Raw genomic sequence first — 19,985 nt, 5'->3', positions numbered from 1 at the left:
TACAACTATTGCCAGTTTTATAATTTCATTTTAATCTAATATAATAAACTACGCTTCCTGTAATTAGAATGGTGCAACGGTATCTTTAGGACCATCAGGTAAACTCCAACGTTGGCGAGCGGTAACGCTTTCCAAGGCAACATCTTTAATGGTGTCACTGTTACTATTCCCATAACTACTAGTACTACCACGTGGTATTTGCATACGGTCTCCATATAGCCACACAACTAAATTACTACGTTGTCCGCTTGTAATTGGGTGTGTTGCGTGTGGCACATTACCTCTATGGATGATGGCTTTTCCTGGCTCAAAAATAGCTTGTACCGTTTTTCCTGAAGCTTTATCATAAAAATCGACTTCAGATCCTGTAAACTTTTCATCCGGTAAGTTAATGTTGATATTCAAGGTAGCCGCAGAAGCATCGGTATGTGCGTGCAAATCTTTGTCCTTATCTGGGTTGTACTGGATTGAAAATCCAAAAGTCTGATTGTCATAACCATAGGTTCCCAATAATAAACGTGCTATCGGACGCATAAAACGGTCCATCATATCATTATAAAATGCCTGAAAATTAGGTGCTGCCAAATGCCCTTCAGAACGAGGGTCTAGCATCATTCCATATCGGTTTAACTGTATACCGTAAGGTGCTCGTTTTGGCACTCTTGAGTTTGCAACAGCTTCTAAGTAGTTGCGGAAATCCGCTAAGCGATCTACATCAAAAAACTGCGCTACATAAACACCAGGTATAACTTCTTCCCATAAATCGGCAACAGCAGATTCTTTTTCAGGATTTTCCCAAGCGTCCTTAATAGCTTTACGTAAACGTGGGTCAAGCAAAGTTTCGTCAGGAACTAGTAAATCGTCCTTGTTTTCTAGTTCCCACTCTGCCCAAGCAGCTTCTAACAATTTACGGTTTTCATTCCAAAATTGAGAAACAGATGGATCGCGTCTTAATGATAATTCTCTTGATGGTACTTCTAAAGCACGAGCCTCCGCAAGTGCATTGGTATGTTCTATTGTTTTCATAATTATATGTTTTAAGTATAGCTACTGCTATTGTATTTTTTATCTATAACAAAATTACGCACAACCGGCTGTTCTGCTTTGGTAGTAAAAATGGTGGTTTTAGTAAAAAACAAGGTTTTGCTATTTTATAAATGAAAAATGCCTCTAAAAAGAGGCATTTAACTCTATTAATCAACCATAAGGATACATTGCAAATCCTTATTGTTTTTAGTTCTCAACTACTATTTTACCAATAACTTTTCCGCTTTGTAAATGTGCATAAGCATCACCAACTTGTTCCAACGAAAACTTGTTTTCATCTACTATTGGCGTTAAATGTCCTTTATTAGAAATTTCAGCTAATCGCTTTAAAATAGTACCGTGTGCATCTCTTTTAAAATTGTGCAACATTGGTATTAACATAAATACTACGTGTAATGATGCTCCTTTAAAATGCAACGGAGTTAAGTCTAACTCACATAACGACACCGTAGTGGAAATATGTCCGTTTAAGGCAACCGCTTCAATAGAATTGGTAAGGTTTGCACCACCAACGGTATCAAAAACCACATCAAAACCACCATCGGTATATTTTGCTGTGTAATCTGCTACTTTTTCAGTTTTAAAATCGATGAAGGTTGCACCAAATTTTTCAACAATAGCTTTTTGATTATCACCAGTACCTGTAGAAAAAACTTCTGCTCCAAAATACTTTGCCAATTGCACCGCTAAATGACCAACACCACCGGAACCACCGTGTACCAATACTTTCTGACCTGCTTTTACGCCTGCTCTTGTTAAACCTTCGTAAGCTGTAATAGCTACTAATGGTAAAGCTGCAGTTTCGCGCATTGTTAAGCCTTTTGGTTTGTGCGCTACAAGGTTGCTATCCGCTACAATATATTCAGTTAAGGTTCCTGGTAAATCGGCTAATCCGCCAGCACAACCGTATACTTCATCTCCAACTTTATATCCCTCTACTCCTTCTCCAACAGCTTCTACTGTTCCAGAGAAATCCATACCTAATAAGGCTGGTGTAGCTGGAGATAATGGTAAATCGGTTCCCATATTTTTGATCATAGTGTCAATTGTATTTACACTAGATGCCGCTATTTTTACCAATACGTGATTTGCCTTTACTGCTGGTTTTTCAATTTCTGATACTTCAAAATTTCCGTTTTCTCCGTAGTTGTTTATAAGCATTGCTTTCATAATCTTTCTTCTTTTTATTGTTTTAATCTGTTTATCTGTGAAAATATCTCTAGCCTTAGACAGAGACTTTATTTTATTCGCTATTCGCTGTGCGCAACACGCTCTAAGCAAACTGCGATATGCGATTGGCGTAAAGCGTGTAGCGCAAGGCGCTCGGCACCTTAATTTACTTCTTGAATATCCATTACCATTTGTTCCCAATTCTTTTGGTTGTTATGGTCAAACTGAGCGCCATTTTCATCTGCGTAGGTGAATCTTTTTATGGCTGGTGTTCTGCTCGTAGCCTGAAATAACTGGTAAGCTTCTTCTTTTAAAGCTTCCTTTATTGGTAAGTCTATAGACGCATATACCGCGCGTTTGCTAGCTGCTATAGAATCTGCCGGAAATTTAGAAATCCGCTCTGCCAAAGCATCTACATAAGGTCCTATTTCGTCTGCATCTAACGCCTTGTTAATAGTTCCGAACTTTTCAGCTTCGTCTGCATCCCAATCTTTTGCACCCAAAATAATTTCAAGTGCTTTTCCAAGTCCTGTTTGTCTTGCCATACGTGAAGCTCCGCCACCACAAGGTAAAATGCCCATACCTACTTCCATTTGCATAAATTTGGCTTTACCTCTTGCTGCAAAACGCATATCCAGTGCCAACGCCATTTCGTGTCCGCCACCACGTGCAAAACCTTCAATTTTAGCAATAGTTGCTTGTGGTACTTTGCTTAGGCGTTCTAAAACAGCTTGTAAGTCCAATAACTGTACTTCGTTTCTTGGTACCGCTTCCATAGACATATCCCTAAGCAGGTTGGTATCATAATGACATACCCAATAATCTGGATTTGAAGATTCAAAAACAACTACTTTTACACTTCTATCGCGCTCTAATCGTAAACAAAGACTACTTAAATCTGCAAGCATTTCTTGCCCTTGTACGTTTACAGGACCAAAGTTGATAGTCACTGTTAAAATTCCTCCTTTTTGTTCTGCCGTAAATGTTTGAAAATTCTTGTATTCCATAGTATTGAGTTTTTGGTTAATTATTGTTCTGTTAGTATTACAGTACAAAGTTACCTAGGCACTCAAGCTTTGGATAAGTAAAAAACAAAGGGCTTTTAGTAAAAAAAGAGGTAAATGGTAATTTATTGGGAAATACTTGTCTTATAAGCACCAATAGTCATCCCCTTATAACTTTGGAAAGTCTTGTTAAGGTGACTAGAATCTGTAAAGCCTAATTCCATTGCAATCTCTGAGAACTGCAGATCCGTATATTTTAATCGGGTTTCTACCAGTTTTAATTTGTAGTTAAGAATGTACTTTTTTAGCGACACATCAGTATGTTTTTTAAAATATTCACTGATGTAATTGTCCGCCATATGAAACTCCTCTGCCAAGTTTTTGGTGGTCAGCAATTCCGGATTGTAAATATTGGTGTGAATAAAGTTGATGATTTGCTGAATTTTGGAGGACTCCACAATTTTGGTACTCATATCAGCATTTAGAAACTGAATGTTACGGGCAATAAGGTGAAGAATTACAGAAAGTGAATTTTGAATGATAAACAGATCGTATGATTTCTTTTTATCGTTTTCCGCAGCCACCATTTTTATCAATGAAAGTAAATGTATTTTGTCCGATTCAGTTTCAAAACGCATTTCACGCAATTGATGACTTTCACTGTTTAAAATCCCTTCAATTTTACGAAACCAATCGTTCACCGGAAGATTTGCATTTTGTGGTGCATCTCCCTTGAAAAAGGTTTTCAAGAATTTAATGGCAATGGTAGTAGTTGCCGATTCCGGATTTACGATATAAATATCATCTGGTACAAAAACAAAAATGCTGTTAGCCGAATAGTTTACCGTTTTCCCATTAATCTTTATGGTGCCGTTACCCTTTTCAAAATACACAATTTCAAAAAACCTGATGGTAGTATACTTACAAAACTCAAAAAAGGTTTGGTCTTTGTACTCTTGAATTACAATATTTTCGATTATGGTACGTGGCATAGGGCTTAAAAGTACTATATAGTTTTTGCTTCGGTTTCAAGCGCTAAAAATTTGTGGATGTCACTAACTACAATAGACCCTTCACCTACTGCCGAAGCTACACGTTTAACCGACCCGGAACGTACATCGCCAACAGCAAAAAGTCCGGGTAAACTGGTTTCAAAAGTGTAAGGCTTTCTATGTTTGAATACCGATTCGCCATTCAAAGCATTGTCGCAAATAGTGAGCCCTGTGTGTACAAAGCCTTTAGCATCCGTATCTATAATATTGTCTAACCACTCCGTACACGGTTTTGCTCCAACGAATGTAAACAGGTAATTAATGTTGTTTTCTACTAAAGTTTCGTTTTGCTTGATTTCTACCTTTTCCAAATATGTATCGCCTTCAACCTTAACGACATTACTACCCGTTAAAACTTCAATATTATCACATGCGAAAATTCGCTGCACTAGATAGTCGCTCATTTTTGCGCCAATATCCTCGTTTCTGATGATTACATATACTTTATGCGCATGGCTTGCTAAAAACAATGCCGCTTGACCTGCGGAGTTGCCACCGCCCACTATACCTATTTCGCTGTTTTTACACATATTGGCATGCATTGAAGTGGCGCTGTAGTACACTCCGGAACCTTCAAATTTTTCAATACCTTCCAAAGGCAGTCTTCTATACGCCGCACCTGTAGCGGCAATTACGGTTTTTGCCTTTAATATAGATGTGTTGTTGGAATTAACTTCGTAATAACCTTCTTTGCGCACTATGCCCTCTACCCTATGCGGCACGGATATGGTACAACCAAACTTTTGTGCCTGTATGTAGCCATTATTGGCAAGGTCACGTCCTGAAATTCCGGTAGGAAACCCAAGATAATTCTCGATTTTGGAACTTTTACCGGCTTGTCCGCCAGGGGAATTACTGTCTATGGTCAATACTTTTAAGCCCTCTGAAGCGGCATAAACACTAGCAGCCAAGCCAGCGGGACCAGCACCTACCACCAAAACATCATAAATATCATCATCCAATTGTAATCTAACACCGGTACACGTACCAATTTCATCTATGGATGGGCGAACAGAAATCTCATTCTGACTATTAATCAAAACAGGTAGGTCAGATTCTTTTAAATTGAAAGTTTCCAATAGCTGCACCAATCCGTCTTCCTTATCCGAATCAATAAAATTGTACCAAATATCATTCTTATCCATGAAATCACGGATAGCGTAAGTTTCATTGGAGTGTTCAGAACCAATTAGCTTAATACCCTGAACGTTGTTTTTCAGCGCATCTTCACGCAATAAAAATGCATTCAGAAGTACATCGCTAATATCACTGAATTTGGCAATGGCACTTTTTAGATTTTCAGGACTAATTCTTATGAGCTGTGTATTTGCCAAGGTTTCACCGCAAACCCCAACGGCTCTGTGCGAAAGAATACTACTTGAACCTGAGAATTGATGCCTGGTATGAATGGCAATATTTTCATCTTTTTTATCAGGGTCTATAATTCTGATTCCGCCAGTAAGCACCACAAAAAAATCATAATGCCGGTCTCCAAAATCCAAAACGATCGTTGGCTCCTTATAGAACTCTATTTCTCCGTACTTCTTAAGTTTTTCTACCTGAACATTAGTTAATTCAGGAAATTTTGGATCGATCATAATTGGTTTGGTTTAATAGGTTACAAAAGCATTGTCCATATAACACCAAAACCATTTTTCATTAGGTTCTGCCGAATTTATAACCGGATGCTTGGTTGCATGAAAATGAGCCGTAGCATGTTTGTTTTTAGAATCGTCACAACAAAGTGTTACACCACATTCTTGACATGTGCGCAAATGCACCCAGCCATCACCAAGTTTAATACATTCCTCACAAACACGCTCAGTAGCAGTTTTGATATTGGAAATGGCTTTTATGTGGTCGCAAGATTTTTGTCGCATACTAACTTCTTTTTATGGAGTTCTATAAATTTAGCGAAAGAACTTGATACTTACCACTTGCATTTCATCTTAAACTAGATTAATCTTCTGGCGGATGACCATGAATTTGCTCAAAAACGGAATCAAAGTTTTCCCGAAGATAAGCGTTCAGCTTTTTCTGATAATCCAGTTTTAGCCAACTAATAAAATTATAGGTGCTTTTACTTATACATTTGCTATATACCTGTATCCTATTATCAATGTCTCCTTTAAGTAATTTTGCCAAGGCAAGAGCGTCGTATAAATCCTCACTGTTTTCTATGCAGATGTAAGCATGTTGCTCAATGGATTTTTCCAGTACCACTTTAGAAGATTGCCCCGAAAAGGTGGCATCCTTATATAAAGCCTTAATATCTAAATAAGTGTCTTTGGATTTTGCAAATTCAGATTTAATGTCATCTGCCAACTCATGTTTAAAGCTACCTTCAATTTCCTCATCATCCTTAATACGGTCTATATAGAAGTTAGGCGATTTAAAAATAGCCTCCCAATCTAAGTCCGCACCCCATGGGCCAAAACGATAGATGTTATTACCTAAGTCAATTACGGTAAATTTGGATTTGTTGTTCAATACCCGCGAACCTCTACCAATCATTTGGTAGTACAATGTTAAAGACTTTGTGGCTCTGTTGAGGATAATGGTATCTATAGTGGGTTCATCAAAACCAGTGGTTAGAATACTTACGGATGTTAATATGGCATCCGGAGTTTCATGAAACCATTTTAAAATTTGTTTCCGTTGTTTTTTTGTGGCAGTATTGTCCAAATGCATAATGGGCAATTCCGCATTTCTAAAAGTATGATATACTTGGATTGAGGTTTCAATACCATTGTTGAATATCAACGTCTTTTTACCTTTGGAATGCTTGGTATAAGCTTCCAGCAATTTATTCAACATAGATGGACTTGTATACAGGTCTGCAGAAGATTTAACCGTGTAATCCCCGTTGGAACCTACCTCCAAAGAAGTCAATCCCATATCATACTGAAAAGTTTCCGCCCTGGCCAAAAAGTCGTTTTCAATTAAGTTTTCTATGGATTCCCCAGGAATTAACTCATCGTAATTGCTATTCATGGGTAAGTCCTTATTGGAACTCAAAGGTGTTGCAGTTACCCCAAGAACAAAAGAATTTTCAAAAAACTTGAACAGTTTTGTAAAGGAATTATAATGGGCCTCATCTACAATGACCAAACCAACATCCGAGATATCCAATATACCGTCATTAAGCCTGTTATTTAAGGTTTCCACCATGGCCACATAACAATTATAACGTTCTTGGTCGTCTAGATTGGCCTTACTGTTGACTACTTTATTTATCACCCCAAAACTAGTAAGCATTTTAGAGGTCTGATTACAAAGTTCTACACGGTGGGTCATCACCAAGACCTTTTTTGAGTGATTTTTAAGGTATTGACGGACTATTTCCGAGAAAATAACGGTCTTTCCGCCTCCAGTAGGTAATTGATACAATAAGTGGTAATCATCTCTTTCATTATCGAATTTTTCGAATATTCGACTAATGGCACCTTGCTGGTAACTATATAGTTCTTTATCCGTTTTCTTTTCCTGTATTTCAAATAGGGGCTCTTGCATGATATCTTTTTCTGGAGTTTGCAAAGGTAATACCTTCAATAATTTATTACTAATGTATAGAAAGGCTTTCCGAAACAATTCCCTTCTATTTTCATAAACGATATCCTTTGCCAGATATTCCTCACAGAGATATTAATAAGTTACTCCAAAAAAATGTTTTTTATCCTAAAGTTGGTCAATTGTAATGGATGATTTAGCCACTTAAAAAAGTGGCTTTTAGAATGTCATCAAGAATTTAACTAAGCCTTATCTAAAAGAAACACCTTCTATTATAGGTTTAAATCTGAAGATATAAAAAGGTTTAGTCGCAATGCTTTTACCATTATTAAAAGCGGCACCTCTGTTCACCTGAGCAGCGGATACATACATATACCCATCTGCATGGTTGTAACTAACACCATCTGGCCAAACTAAATTATCATCTTTTATCATGGTGTGAACACTTCTGTCTTTTGCTAGAACTACAGCTACACTCTTCGTTTCTAAAGCTGTTAAATATATATTGCCCTCTTTATCAATAGACATTCCGCCATTATTCGGTTTTTCTGAATAGGTTTCAATTTTGCTATCCAAAGCTGCCTCGGTCAAAGTCTCGTTTACAAGGTCTAATGTTTTAACTCTGTAGATTTTGGTGCCGTTTAAAGGACCGTAATAAATATATTCAAAATTAGCATCGGCAGTAATTCCGTCATTACCAATCAATAAATCTTTACCGTTTACGGCTAAATGCTTTCCGTCAATTATTGTTGGTGTGTTTTCCGGTAATGTAGATCTTGTACCTTCTAAAACACGACGTGTTTTACCAGTTTTCATATCAACAATAATAAAAGCCGCTTTACTACCATCACCTCCATTACCAATACCTTCATCCGCTATAATAAAATAACCGTTTTTTGTATCTACCACCATATCATTAGGTTGTGAGATTGCTGGCACTACTGATTTTGGTAAGTAATAAATACGTTCTAATGAATTAGTATGAGTGTTCCAACCCACCATTTTTGGTGTTACGTTATCACGTTGTGCCATGTCTAGCATCCAGATAATGCCGTTTTCATCATTACGAATACCTAGAACATTGCTCAAATAATTATCATCTGTAGCTCTTGGGGTATTCCATTCCAAATTTGGAAAAGGTGTGGTGGTATTTGTTTTTTTATCAAACTTGACCACTCTAATTTCTGGACCAAAAAATGGATGATGGCTGTATACCAAATCGCCGTCATTGGTGAAAGCAATATTCCCAACAGCTTGTTCTACAGTGGCAAAAATTTCTGCTTTAGCTAACGTTTTCTGAGCATTTGCAGTCATAACAGAGAGTAGTATACTTAGTGTAATTAGTTGTTTTTTCATGTTATTCGCTCTTCTTTAAATAATCAGGCAACTCTTTCGACAACCAATCTTGACGAACCGGAACGTGAACATCTAAATCCACCGTTTTTTCTAAAGCCCAAAACTCATGAGGTATGTTCTCTGGGAATACAATTACCTCTCCACCAGAAACAATAACAAACTCCTCTTTACCGTCTATAATAGTCTTGATTTTAACCTTACCGGACATGATATAGGTAATCTGCTCATTAGGATGTTGGTGCCATGGAATATGTGCACCTTTCTCCAAATTGAAAATGGTCATTTGACCTTTTTCTCCATGAAACCATTTACGCTGAATACCTTCGCCAATAGTTTCCGATTCCATTTCATCAAAATTGAAATGCTGCACTTTTGAGGTCGCCACGGAATCAATAGTATTTACCTGTGCATTTGCGGTAGTACCAGCAAAAATTGCTGCTGTAAGAAATATTTTAAGTGTAGTTTTCATTTTCTATTTTAATTATTTGACTCATTGGGTCTAAAATCCTTCTAAAACAATTTTACCTTTTGCTTTTCCTGTCTCTAAGAAAGCATGGGCTTTACGCATATTTGCTGCGTTAATAGTTCCGAAATTTTCCCCTAAAGTGGTTTTAATTGTTCCGTTGTCTATCAACTTAGAAACCTCGTTTAATATGTTGTGCTGTTCAATCATATCTTCCGTTTGGAACATAGAACGAGTGAACATCAACTCAATATGAGTAGACACAGCTTTACCTTTAAATGGCATGACATTAAATGATTTTGGGTCATCAATGAAACCGAATTTACCTTGTGGCTTTATCACCTTTACAATCTCATCCGCATGTTGCTCGGTAGCATTTAAACTCACGATATAATCAGGAGCAGGCAGCTTATATTTCTCAAATTCCTCACTCAATTTATTTCTGTGGTTAATAACCGAGTCTGCACCCAATTCTTTTAACCAATCTGTAGTTTCTTCACGGGAAGCCGTTCCTATAATATTCAGTTTTGTAAGCTTCTTGGCTAATTGTACCAAAATAGAACCAACACCACCTGCAGCACCAATTACTAGAATTGACTTACTGGCATCATCGGTTGCAACCTCTAATCTATCAAACAACATTTCCCAAGCCGTAAGAGAAGTTAACGGTAATGCGGCTGCTTCTGCATAAGATAAGCTAGATGGTTTCTTGCCCACAATACGCTCATCTACCACTTGATACTGCGCATAGCTTCCTTGTCTTGTGAAATCACCCGCATACCAAACTTCGTCCCCAACCTTAAATAACGTAACATCTTCTCCAACTTCTTTTACAATCCCGGTAGCATCCCAACCAATAATTTTCCAATCATCGCCTTCAACAGGCATACCTGCTCTTACTTTATAATCTGCTGGGTTTACAGAAATTGCTTTTATCTCAACTAAAATGTCCTTGCCAATTGCTTCTGGCATTCCTAATTCTACGTCTTGTAGAGATTTTACATCCTCTATTGGAAGATTCTTTTTGTATCCTATTGCTTTCATTTTATGTTGTTTTTTAGAATGATATGATTACTTCCAAGTAACGATATCATCAAAGTTTCTTCTAGATTTACCAAATTCTGGATCTGCTTTTCTGTAACCGAAAGCAGTCATAAACGATAAACCATATTTATCTGTATCTACACCAAATTTCTCCTTCAATAAAGCTTCTGCGTTTTCTTGATGAAAACCTTCAATAGGACAAGAATCAATTCCTGTTAAAGCGGCAGCTGTCATCATATTTCCTAAAGCGATGTACGTTTGCTTTGATGACCAGTCAAATAATTTTTTGTCCGTATCCAAGTCAAAATCACGCTCTTGAAATTCTCTATAAAACTTAGAATACATTTCAATTACTTCAGCAGGTAGTTGCTTTACGTCTTTCATCATATGCATGATATATTCCGAATCATGTTTTACCATTGGCGCTTTCATACTTAAACCTAATACAAAATGGCTAGCAGTATCTAATTTTAACGGTGCTCCCCAAGCTACAGGTTTTAATAACTCCCGTAATTCTTTATCCTGAACTACTATAAAATGCCATGGTTCAAAACCAAATGAACTAGGTGATAAATGTGCTGCTTCTAAGATGAATTTCATGTCATCATCAGAGATAGTTTTAGTAGCATCAAATTCCTTTGTAGCATGTCTAAAGTTAAAAGCGTTGATAATCTCTTCTTTTGCGATGTTTGGTGTACTCATTATTATATTTTGAAATGTTGTTTTATTAATTTGATACAAATGTAAAACCAGTACATACCTTTTTTATAGTATAAAAAAAGGAGATACATGTACAAATAGAGGTTTTTAAGAGGAATCTTATAGAAATAGGACTAAAAATAGGTTTGTACCCGAATTTTAAACGGATATTAAGCCCATAGTAATTGATTTATCCTTTAATGTTACCAATATAAATTTCTCCGACCCATCTAAAAGTCAAGTTGATTCTAGGTTGAATTTCCTTTGCCGTTTTTGGTATTTTATGTTTCCAGTTATCTTGGGTAGCGCCTTTCATTAGAAGTAGGCTTCCGTGAGCTAAGGGAATATCTACACGTTTTAAATCTTTCCGGGTAGTATGTTTTAATTGAAAAGGCCTGGTCTCTCCAAAAGTTACCGAAGCAATAACAGTATTTTTTCGTTGGTCACCTTTGTAGTCTTGATGCCAATCAACACTGTCTTTTCCGTCCCTATAATAATTAAGCAAGCAGCGTGTAAATTTTATATTGACCTCCTGCTCAATTCGCTCTTTAATAAAAAGTAAATCTGCATTCCATAAATGCATTTTACTTTTTGTATTCGTGTATTTAATATCCTTGGTAACATCTCCAAACCAAGCTGTCAATCTAGGGTAGTCTACATCTTTACCGTGAATGGTAATTTGCTCTTGCTGCCAAGGCGTATTTTTAATTAAGCTATTATATAACCTATTGCTTTCTTCTAAACTGAAGAAATTTTCGAATAAAGTAACATCAGCTCCTGGTAAATCAAATTCTATTTTACGGACTTCGTTTGTTGAAAATAAGTCCGCCTGATTAAATAAATCCATTTGTTAATCCTCCTTTTAAATGTGTTATAATTTGTCGGAAATTCAGCCCTAAACTTACCTAAAAACGAATGCTAATTATGACTGATTTTGTAACCAATTTTTGGTCACTTTGTCAATATCTTTTCCTTCACGAGAAACCTTATAATCTAGCTCTGCAATGATATCATTTGTAAAACGAAGACTATCCAATTTATTTAATTGTGCTTGGACAAACACATCCTTTTTATCTTCACGAAGTAATAAAACCGCTTTGTCTAGAATACCTAACAGGCCTTTAGGTTCTTTTAATTCTCTAATGTTGTATTTGTAATGTAGAAATTGTGGTTTCCAAAGTGGTACTACCATCCATTGTTTTTCTGCAACTGCATTTTCAAAAGCGCTGAAACAATCGTCTTCTGTACCTGTGTGAAATTTATAACCCGCAGCACTTAATCCATAGGCTTCCATCATTTCAATAGAAAAACGGGTTATTCCTGCTCCAGAGTTTATACCTTGAATATCCTTTTTTATTTTAGAAAGCACCTCTGGTTTTAGTAAATCTGAAACCTCAGTAACTTCTTCAGAAACATAGTCTGGAACTCCCCAAAGCGCATACGGTTTATAGTGCAGTCCAAGCTCTAGCAAAGGGACTTCTTTCTCGACATCATTTTTGTAAATTCCGTGACTAGATGGCAACCAAGCCGAAGCTAGCATATCCACTTGTCCGGATTTTAAACGCTCAAAATTCTCTTGATGTGGTGCATATTCGCGTTCCACATTAAAACCCATTTCTAATAACGTATTAGCAACCAAAGAAGCTGCAATACGATGAAATGATAAATTGGTAACCCCTATTTTTATTATTTTTTTCATCTTAATTTTTATAATATTGAACGAATTAATCCGCCATCTACTCTAATAGCCGCTCCGTTTGTAGCCGATGCCAATTCACTAGAATAGTATACTATGGTATTCGCCACTTCATCAACCGAAGCAAAACGTTCGATTAAAGATGTTGGTCGCATGTTTTTAAAGAAATTCTCTTCCACTACTTCCTCAGAAACATTATCGGCTTTAGCCAAATCTTGAATAAAACCACTTACGCCTTTAGACTTTGTTGGTCCTGGTAGTATAGAATTTACAGTGACATTAGTGCCTTTAGTTAATTCTGCCAATCCTCTACTAACTGCCAATTGCGCTGTTTTTGTCATGCCGTAATGAATCATTTCATCTGGAATAAAAACTGCAGATTCACTAGATATAAAAATGATTCTTCCCCAATTTTTCTTCAACATTTTAGGAAAATAATGTCGCGCCAAACGAATTCCGCTCATGACATTGACTTCAAAAAAGCGAAACCAATCCTCATCCGGAATATCAGCAAAAGCTTTAGGTTCAAAAATACCGGTGTTGTTTACCAAAATATCTACCTCTGGAACTTCTTTTAATAGTTTCTCGATATCTTCAACTTTAGAAAAATCTGCAGCAACACCAGAAACATTGGTATTGTTGGTACTTGCTTTTAGTTTTTCTACTGCAGCATCTACGGTTTCTTGTTTTCTTCCGTTAATGATTACTGTCGCTCCTTCATTTAAGAATCGCTCTGCTGTAGCATAACCGATACCTGCTGTAGAACCGCTTATAAAAGCGATTTTATCTTTAATTTTTAAATCCATTTTCTAATTAATTTTAAAACAAAAACGCACCTTATAATTAAGTGCGTTTCTATTATTAATTTACTGTTTCAGTCATTTCATTTAAAATAAACTCATCAACCATACCATCGGTTACTTTTAAATAATGCGCTAAATGTTCGTTAGCCATATGTTTTTGCCATAGTTCGCGGTTTACCCATTTTTCAAAAAAGATAAAGAAATTAGGGTTTTCATTATCTTGTTGAAGATCGTAACTAATATTACCTTCTTCAGCTCTAGTAACATCTAACAAACTTAATAATTCGGCTTTGACAAATTCTCTGTGTTCTTCCTTAACTAAAATTCTTGCTACTATTGTTAAATATGATTTTTTCATAATACTATGTGTTATTTATTCTCTTAATTTACTTTACCAATTCAGTCTTAATTACCAAATAAGGTCCAACGCTTTCTTCTTTACCATTGTTAAGTGCAGCAGTTTTATTTAACTGGTCCACTGTTCCGTAAAGGAATCCGTCGTTAGCAACATACAAACCATCAGGCCAAGTTTGTCCTTCAGGGATTTTAGCCAATGTTTTGTATTCATTTTTTGTAGATAATCCTATTTCGCCATCCACAACATTAGTAACATATATATTTCCGTTTACGTCTACTTCCATACCATCAGAAAATGATTTTACCCCGAATTTCTCAATAGTATTAAATAACTTTTCATCCGATTCAAAGCTACTTGCAGGCACTCTGTACATTGTTTTACTATGTAATGCTCCGTAATAAACCCAGTCATTCTGTGGGTCAATTGCTATTGGGTTTAATGCAAATCCGCCTTCCATTTCCGGCATCATTGATACGTGACTTTGTGCCATTCTTTTTGCTTCTCCGTTTTCGGTATTAATAACTATAAAAGCAGGCTCTGGAGCGCTTTTTAAATCGCCTTGGGTCATATCTGCAATAATGACGCGATTGTGTTTTTCGTCAATTACAAAATCTTGTAAAAAACTAGCTGGTTTTACAACCGCATCAGGAATAGCTATGGTTTTTACTAATTTTTCATTTTTAGTATCCCAAATCACAAATTGCTTGGTTCCCATATCTAACAACCAAAGATTGTCTTTACTGTCTGCTCTAATACCTATGACAGCTTTGAAAATTGAACTTTCACCCGTTGCATATTTAGCATTTGGGTAGGCTACATTTTTACCATCTTTATTTAATTCAAAAACTTTAGTTGTTGGTGATACTAAAGGGTTCATACTAACAAATAATCTTCCATTGCTTGTAAGCGCCAAATTACCAGGTCTTATATCTTGGCTTGAAAATACAGTTTCTACTGTTTTAATTTCTTTTGAAACCATTTCTGTAGGTGTTACTGTTTCTTCTTTTGAACTGTTTTGTTTTTCGTTTGCTGATTTACACATCACTAATACTGATACTAAAGCGGATACTAATACTACTTTTTTCATTTTATGAAAGTTTAAAATTTGCTTGTTTTTAAATACAGGGCAAAGATATTTGTGTTCACCTTCTCTTTTAAGTACATAAAAAGGATAATCATGTATTTTTAAAGGTTAAAATGAATACAAAAAGAGGCTTTGTACGTGCAAAATTGTATTTTAGCAACCCAAATAGTAAATCATGCAGATACTAGAAGCCCACAAACCTTTTGAAGTACAAGAAGTTGAAATGACAGACTGGAAGCAACGCCCTGTTAAGAATAATTTTTTTGAGCTAGTATTAATAAAGGATGGTCAAGGCACCCAATGCATAAATTACAATGACCACAATTACAGTAAAGGAAACATGTTTTTACTTCCACCTTTAAAGTGTCATTCTTTTACCATAGAAAAACCTACGAAATTTGTGTTCTTAAAATTTACTGATTCATTTTTTAAAAATGAACACCGTTCTATAATGGAAAAAAATGAATGGTTTAATGAAGCTTCATATATCCTATCCAATTATAATCAATTACCAGGAGATATTATTAAGACTGACACTGATAGACAATATCTAAAAAATCTGATTTCCATGATATTGCAGGAATCTAGAAGTTTTGGAAACGAATCTATAGCTTTAATCAAAAGCCTAATGGTTTCTGTCATGGAAATCCTAATTAGAAATATAAAAAAAGGAAGCTTTTACGAAATACCAAAGAACAATACAGATGATCGTATTACCAAAATGCTGACATTTATTAATGAAAATATTGATAAGCCAGAGCAATTAAAAGTAGAGAATTTAGCAGAGGTGTTTATGATGTCTCCTACCTATGTAAGTGAGTTTTTCAAAAAACAAGTAAGTATGTCTTTGAGGGAGTATATAATTAAAGCCAAACTGAAATTAGTAGAAATACGTCTGTTAAATTCAGATTTCACATTGACTCAAATAGCAGACGACTTGGGTTTTACAGATGTAAGTCATTTATCCAAAACCTTTAAACGTTACTCGGGCATTTCTTTACGCCAGTTTAAAAATAATGGAGAATACATGTTATTAAAACGTAGTGCTTGTACTACTACAGCTGAAGCCTAAGCTGCAATCAATAATACATTTCAATGTTCTTTCTAGGCACACCACGTTTCCATGCTATACTAGAACCCATACTGGGGTATTGGTTTGAATCAACATTCTCTCCTGCCAATATAGAATCTAAAGCAGCAGAGAGGTCGGTTCCTGTAGCCGGTTGAATACTAGGTCGGGTCATATCAAAACGGCCGGTATAAACACAGCGCAAATCACTATCAAAAACAAATAAATCAAGATTGCATTCCGCTCCATAACTTATTGCTGCATCTTGGTATTCGTCATAGAGGTAAGGAAACGGGTATTTATGATAGTTGGCCATTTGCGTCATAAACACAGGGGCATCTTGGGGGAATTGCTTAATATCATTACTGCTTATAGCAATAAACTGTACCCCTTGGGCTTGATATTTATTAGCAATTTCAACAAGTTTTGGGTTAATATGGTGTACATAGCTGCAGTGGTTACAGATAAAAAAAATAACTGTAGCTACATCAGATTTTAGCTTGTCCAAAGTTAACACCTTACCTGATACGGTATCGCGCAACTTAAAGTCCGGGGCTCTTTTCCCCAATTCCATCATGCTTGAAAGTACAAATGCCATGGCTTCATTTTTTAGCGGGGTTAATATCCATTAATTTTACTCACTAATAAATTCTGAATTACAGTTCTAATCGGGTCGGTTTAAATACTATATGCAACCTCAATTTCGATAAAGAACTTTAAACGAATTTTTCACGAGCCGAGAGGACACTAAACTACACCCCTCGTTCCACACTATTAAGGTAGAAATTTTTACGAGGATAAATTGTACTTTTAAAGGTTTTATGCAATATTTTTCGGTATGCTATGCTATGTTACCTATGAAAATGAGAGGTATTTGCGCAAAAAACGCCTATTTCATAATTAAACTAGGTCCATTTTCCTTTTTTTATACAAAAACATAATAAAATTGATAAGATATCAATGCAACAAAAAGTTTTAATTCCTAATCCCGCAGTTTAAATTCAAATAATTGTTATAAAAATTACAATTTGTCAATATTTTAACAATAACGATTCTAATATCAGGCGAATGAACGGTAGCATAGAGAAGTGTTTTTCTAAAAAATATACTAGCAATGCAAGGAAAATGCACCGTAAAGGGCGATTTTTAACGCCACAATTTTCAAGAAGTTTTAGGGGTATCATGTAAAAGTGTGAATAGTTTTGGATGTTCTACTTCAAGTTTCGGATTCCAAATCATAGTTAATTGCGCTTTCTGAGGTGTATCATCCAATTCATAAAAATCTATAGGCAAGTTTAATCCGCGAAGCGAGGAAATTGGCTCCAACGAAACTCCCATACCAGCCTCGATCAATCGTATGCTAGTACTCACAGAATCTGTTTCATGTACCACGTTAGGTATAAAGCCGGCATTGGTGCAGATAGATTCAATAATGTTTACATAGTTAGGTCCATCTGTTTTTGAAGGAAATATAAAAGGTTCTTTGGCAAACATAGAGAACCCTTTCTTTTGTAACCGGTCTATATCAAAACCTTTGGGCACCAATACCGCATAATTATCTATATGCAGAACTTTACTCTTTAAACCTGTTGGGACAAGAGGGTTGGTGGCAAAACCAATATCCAATTCACCGGATTGCAAACGTATATATTGGTCACGGTTGTTAAGCTCTTTTAATATAGTCTTCATGCCCGGTAGATTTTCCCGAATGCTAATGAGAATTTCCGGTAGAATGGACTGCATTACGGAATGGGTAAAACCTATCTTTAGTTCTCCCACCTCTCCATTGTGAATTTGATGGGTTCGTTTTAAAATGAATTCATACTGAAGTAATAGCTTCTCCATTTCAGGAATAAAATAGTTTCCCGCATTCGTCAACTCTACGTTCCGTTTGTTTCGTTTGAACAACGGCGCCTGAATAGCCTCTTCCAGTTGTTTTATTTTCCGGCTCAAGGCGGGCTGAACAATATGTAACGCTTCTGCCGTCTTAGTAAAGTTTAACTTCTTGGAGAGCAGTACGGCGCTACGTATGTGTTGTAAATCCATTTCAGTAATACATATTTGTTATTAATTCATCAAAATTAAGTATTTATATTTATAAGTAAAGATATCTAGCTTTGTGTGGAATAAAGGATGATGTTGAACCTTAAAGCTATTCATAATGACCAATGATCAAAGTCTTACAAATGTTTATGACGCGGAGAAATTTAGAGCGGTAGGAAAAGAACTGATCGATGTCCTTGCCAACCACTTGGGAAATCTGCAAAGCCAGGAAACCAAAACGGTCTATCCAAATAATGCTCCGGAAGACGAGCTACAGTTTTGGGAGAACGATCTTCAACAACCTTCCGACCCCATAACCACTTTAACCACATTGCTCCAAAGGTCTCAACAAACACAGCACCCTAAATACATGGGGCACCAGACCGCTTTACCTGCACCTATAACCGCTTTAACAGGACTGGTAACGGATTTAATCAATAATAGTACGGGAGTGTATGAAATGGGACCAGTTTCAAATGCTATGGAACGGGTAGTAACAGATTTTACGGCCAAGAAAATAGGTTATGGAGATTTAGCTTCGGGCCTTATGACTTCCGGGGGAAGTTTGGGAAACCTTACCGCCTTACTAGCTGCTAGAAAAGATAAAGCACCACAGAACGTTTGGGAAGAAGGTCATAATGAAAAATTGGCGGTAATGGTTTCCGAAGAAGCGCATTATTGTATTGATCGATCGGCACGAATTCTGGGTTTGGGCGATAGCGGAATCATAAAAGTTCCTGTAGATGAGAACTTTAAAATTCGGACAGACCTTCTCCCTCAATACTTGAAAGAAGCAAAGGAAAAAGGACTTCATGTTTTCTGTATAATAGGATGCGCCGGATCTACGGCAACCGGGTCCTATGACGATTTAGAAGCTCTGGCCACTTTCAGTAAAGCTAATAATATCTGGTTACACGTAGATGGCGCCCACGGTGGAGCGGTCGTGTTTTCTGAAAAATATAAGGGACTGACCAAGGGAATAGAAAAAGCGGATTCCGTTGTCATTGATTTTCACAAAATGTTGATGACACCGGTTCTGAGCACCGCCCTATTGTTCAGACAAGGAAACAAAATTTACAGGACTTTTGCCCAAAGAGCACAATACTTATGGGATTCTCCCGAAACCGAAGAATGGTATAATTCCGCTAAACGTACTTTTGAGTGCAGCAAACCTTTTCTTTCGGCAAAAGTATATATACTCCTGAAAACGTACGGTAATGATATCTTTGAAAAAAATGTAGATCAGCTCTATGATTCGGCACAGGTTTTATCGGAACTTATTAAGGCAAAACCCAATTTTGAACTGGTACACGAACCGGAATCCAATATTGTAAATTTCAGGTACATTCCAAGTAACAAATTAAACAACACGGAACTGAACGGGTTAAATGGTGAAATACGGAAGCAATTGATCGCTTCGGGAAAATTCTATATTGTACAGACTACAATTAATGGCGAACGCACTTTGCGATGTTCCGTTATGAACCCGTTAACTTCTAAAAGAGATTTTATTGAATTGTTGGATGAAATTGAAAAATTAGCTTTTTCAATACCTGTAGCCATTCCCGCTATGGCTTAGCGAACAAT

The 19,985-nt window shown here is 36.4% G+C and carries 20 protein-coding genes; 2 read left to right on the top strand and 18 right to left on the bottom strand.

Features of this window, described 5'->3' with window-relative positions; all coding sequences use genetic code 11:
* Positions 1-63: 63 nt before the first annotated feature.
* The 16 genes from KO513_RS01770 to KO513_RS01695 form a co-directional block, all read right to left on the bottom strand.
* Positions 64-1,026, bottom strand: coding sequence for a 2OG-Fe(II) oxygenase (locus KO513_RS01770; protein WP_215912025.1), 963 nt, complete (start codon positions 1,024-1,026; stop codon positions 64-66).
* 207 nt (positions 1,027-1,233) lie between these two features.
* Entirely contained in the window at positions 1,234-2,217 is a 984-nt protein-coding gene (locus KO513_RS01765; RefSeq protein ID WP_215912024.1) for a zinc-dependent alcohol dehydrogenase family protein, read from the bottom strand.
* Positions 2,218-2,378: 161 nt separating this feature from the next.
* Positions 2,379-3,224, bottom strand: coding sequence for an enoyl-CoA hydratase/isomerase family protein (locus KO513_RS01760; protein WP_215912023.1), 846 nt, complete (start codon positions 3,222-3,224; stop codon positions 2,379-2,381).
* Between the two features lie 122 nt (positions 3,225-3,346).
* The gene (locus KO513_RS01755) at positions 3,347-4,213 is read right to left on the bottom strand and encodes an AraC family transcriptional regulator (protein ID WP_215912022.1); all 867 of its coding nucleotides are present in this window, start codon (positions 4,211-4,213) and stop codon (positions 3,347-3,349) included.
* Between the two features lie 14 nt (positions 4,214-4,227).
* Positions 4,228-5,871 carry an FAD-dependent oxidoreductase gene (locus KO513_RS19750; RefSeq protein ID WP_215912021.1) on the bottom strand — a complete coding sequence of 548 codons (1,644 nt, stop codon included), beginning with the start codon at positions 5,869-5,871 and terminating at the stop codon, positions 4,228-4,230.
* Positions 5,872-5,883: 12 nt separating this feature from the next.
* Entirely contained in the window at positions 5,884-6,153 is a 270-nt protein-coding gene (locus tag KO513_RS01745; RefSeq protein ID WP_215912020.1) for a UBP-type zinc finger domain-containing protein, read from the bottom strand.
* 79 nt (positions 6,154-6,232) lie between these two features.
* On the bottom strand, positions 6,233-7,786 hold the full coding sequence (locus KO513_RS01740; protein ID WP_215912019.1) for a DEAD/DEAH box helicase: 1,554 nt from the start codon (positions 7,784-7,786) through the stop codon (positions 6,233-6,235).
* Positions 7,787-8,032: 246 nt separating this feature from the next.
* Positions 8,033-9,139 carry an L-dopachrome tautomerase-related protein gene (locus KO513_RS01735; RefSeq protein ID WP_215912018.1) on the bottom strand — a complete coding sequence of 369 codons (1,107 nt, stop codon included), beginning with the start codon at positions 9,137-9,139 and terminating at the stop codon, positions 8,033-8,035.
* A gap of 1 nt (position 9,140) precedes the next feature.
* The gene (locus KO513_RS01730; protein WP_155596475.1) at positions 9,141-9,608 is read right to left on the bottom strand and encodes a cupin domain-containing protein; all 468 of its coding nucleotides are present in this window, start codon (positions 9,606-9,608) and stop codon (positions 9,141-9,143) included.
* Positions 9,609-9,638: 30 nt separating this feature from the next.
* On the bottom strand, positions 9,639-10,646 hold the full coding sequence (locus KO513_RS01725) for a zinc-binding alcohol dehydrogenase family protein (protein WP_215912017.1): 1,008 nt from the start codon (positions 10,644-10,646) through the stop codon (positions 9,639-9,641).
* 27 nt (positions 10,647-10,673) lie between these two features.
* Positions 10,674-11,348, bottom strand: coding sequence for an NAD(P)H-dependent oxidoreductase (locus KO513_RS01720; RefSeq protein ID WP_215912016.1), 675 nt, complete (start codon positions 11,346-11,348; stop codon positions 10,674-10,676).
* 187 nt (positions 11,349-11,535) lie between these two features.
* On the bottom strand, positions 11,536-12,192 hold the full coding sequence (locus KO513_RS01715; protein ID WP_215912015.1) for an alpha-ketoglutarate-dependent dioxygenase AlkB family protein: 657 nt from the start codon (positions 12,190-12,192) through the stop codon (positions 11,536-11,538).
* Between the two features lie 75 nt (positions 12,193-12,267).
* A complete protein-coding gene (locus KO513_RS01710) occupies positions 12,268-13,044 on the bottom strand; it encodes a glycine betaine ABC transporter substrate-binding protein (protein WP_215912014.1) in 777 nt (258 codons plus the stop codon).
* Positions 13,045-13,052: 8 nt separating this feature from the next.
* Positions 13,053-13,847: an SDR family NAD(P)-dependent oxidoreductase gene (locus KO513_RS01705; RefSeq protein WP_215912013.1), complete on the bottom strand. Its 795-nt coding sequence runs from the start codon at positions 13,845-13,847 to the stop codon at positions 13,053-13,055.
* Positions 13,848-13,902: 55 nt separating this feature from the next.
* Positions 13,903-14,202 carry a putative quinol monooxygenase gene (locus tag KO513_RS01700; protein ID WP_215912012.1) on the bottom strand — a complete coding sequence of 100 codons (300 nt, stop codon included), beginning with the start codon at positions 14,200-14,202 and terminating at the stop codon, positions 13,903-13,905.
* 28 nt (positions 14,203-14,230) lie between these two features.
* A complete protein-coding gene (locus KO513_RS01695) occupies positions 14,231-15,289 on the bottom strand; it encodes an L-dopachrome tautomerase-related protein (protein WP_215912011.1) in 1,059 nt (352 codons plus the stop codon).
* Positions 15,290-15,461: 172 nt separating this feature from the next.
* Here KO513_RS01695 and KO513_RS01690 point away from each other — a divergent pair, with 172 nt between their 5' ends.
* Positions 15,462-16,358 carry an AraC family transcriptional regulator gene (locus KO513_RS01690; protein ID WP_215912010.1) on the top strand — a complete coding sequence of 299 codons (897 nt, stop codon included), beginning with the start codon at positions 15,462-15,464 and terminating at the stop codon, positions 16,356-16,358.
* Positions 16,359-16,365: 7 nt separating this feature from the next.
* On the opposite strand, the gene KO513_RS01685 is transcribed toward KO513_RS01690, so the two are convergent.
* Positions 16,366-16,953, bottom strand: coding sequence for a thioredoxin family protein (locus tag KO513_RS01685; protein ID WP_215912009.1), 588 nt, complete (start codon positions 16,951-16,953; stop codon positions 16,366-16,368).
* Positions 16,954-17,516: 563 nt separating this feature from the next.
* Positions 17,517-18,401, bottom strand: a complete 885-nt coding sequence (locus KO513_RS01680) for a LysR substrate-binding domain-containing protein (RefSeq protein WP_215912008.1) — start codon at positions 18,399-18,401, stop codon at positions 17,517-17,519.
* Between the two features lie 115 nt (positions 18,402-18,516).
* Between KO513_RS01680 and KO513_RS01675 the strand changes: the two genes are divergently transcribed.
* Positions 18,517-19,977, top strand: coding sequence for a pyridoxal phosphate-dependent decarboxylase family protein (locus tag KO513_RS01675; protein WP_215912007.1), 1,461 nt, complete (start codon positions 18,517-18,519; stop codon positions 19,975-19,977).
* Positions 19,978-19,985 lie beyond the last annotated feature (8 nt).

It is taken from the genome of Zobellia sp. B3R18, from assembly GCF_018860715.1.
Taxonomy (GTDB): Bacteria; Bacteroidota; Bacteroidia; order Flavobacteriales; family Flavobacteriaceae; genus Zobellia; species Zobellia russellii.
The sequence above is the reverse complement of the archived record's forward strand: the minus strand, read 5'-3'. Positions and strand labels throughout refer to the sequence as shown.